The organism is Moorena sp. SIO4A1, from assembly GCF_010672065.1.
GTDB lineage: Bacteria > Cyanobacteriota > Cyanobacteriia > Cyanobacteriales > Coleofasciculaceae > Moorena.
The window spans coordinates 1-1315 of record NZ_JAAHHX010000802.1; the positions used below are offsets into that span (position 1 = coordinate 1).

Annotated in this window: 1 protein-coding gene; it reads right to left on the reverse strand. The window is 46.2% G+C overall.

All coding sequences use genetic code 11. From position 1 onward, the window contains the following. Positions 1–312 precede the first annotated feature (312 nt). Positions 313–1315, reverse strand: a 1003-nt coding sequence (locus F6K53_RS43035; protein WP_293086784.1) for a CHAT domain-containing protein, incomplete at its 5' end; no start/stop codon positions are given.

Consider the following 1315-nt stretch of genomic DNA (forward strand, 5'->3'; position numbering starts at 1 on the left):
CTGTTCATAATGCCCCTCCTGTTTGGGTTAGTAGATGAAACCTGACATAAAATAGCTACATCAATTTTTGAGGAAGTTCCGCAACAGCTGAAAAAATAATCTGGACTTCTCAGCGCGTGTTTAATTACCATGGCAACAGCACTTTCCAAATCAACTTATGTGTGATATTAGTGAGCTATTGAGAGGCTCCCTTAGGTAGACAGCCACTAGTTGCCATTTGACTCTAACCAGTATCCTTGTGAAACTCCCATTGTTAACAGCATAGTTAACAGCATAAGCTTGAGTTTATCTTCGGCACGAGGATAGTCCTACTCAAGATTCTGGGGAGTCAATAATAAACTCAAAGATCTGACCACGAGGACCACCAAACTTAAGCTGAATACCCGACCTTAGCTGAACTTCCTGATGATGAACAGTTTTCCAACCATTATCGATCAATATTCTCGTACCATTACGAGAAAAATCCCTCAAGAAGTAAGTTGGATCCGAGCCTTGGTCAGTGAAAGCATCACGGCAGATAATTTCAGCATGTTGCTTACTCACACAAACTTCGGGAATCACCAAATCGTTGTGAGATTGTAGGCGTCCCACTCGCATCACTCCACCTCGAATCGGCCAGACCTGATCGGTTTTTCCTATGGAACGCAAAGACGCAGTTGGGGGTGGACTTTCAAGCCAGCTTGAGGTGATGGTGGGCAGTTCTGTAATTCCTTCTCCCACCGGTTGGATTAACTCCCCTTCAAACTGAGGATGCATATAAAGGATAGGCAAGGTCCAGGCTGGTTGGTTAAACTTGTAAAGGGTCAACATGTGCTGTCTGGCCACAGCTACAGCATGGTCAATTGGCATGCGCTCCGCCAAGGCTTGGGCGAATGATTGAATAAAACTCACGGCTTCTTGGTCAGCAATGGAGTCCCGCATCCCCAAAACTGCTGGGACACCGTGGTGAATCAGCACCTCAGCTAAACTACTACGGGGAATGGTTTGGGAATTCACTTGGTCAGGTTTGGCACTCCAACAGGCATTGAATACAGCTAAGGCAACCTGGGTGCGCACCAGAACCTGAGCCAATTCCGTACCACTAATTTTCGCATCCGAGCGTAAAAATAGCAAACCTCCGTCTGGTGCGCTTTCACCATGACCAGCATAGAATAGGATGTTATAGGCACCAGTTTCGAGTGCTTTAATAAGTTCAGCTGGTGTCGGTTGTATTAGTTTTGAGACGTTGCAGGTAACTGGTGGAACGGATTGGTTCCTAGAAGTTTGAGCGGCTCTACCAGCTTGAAGGGCATTTACCAAGGTAGCCGCTTCTTTT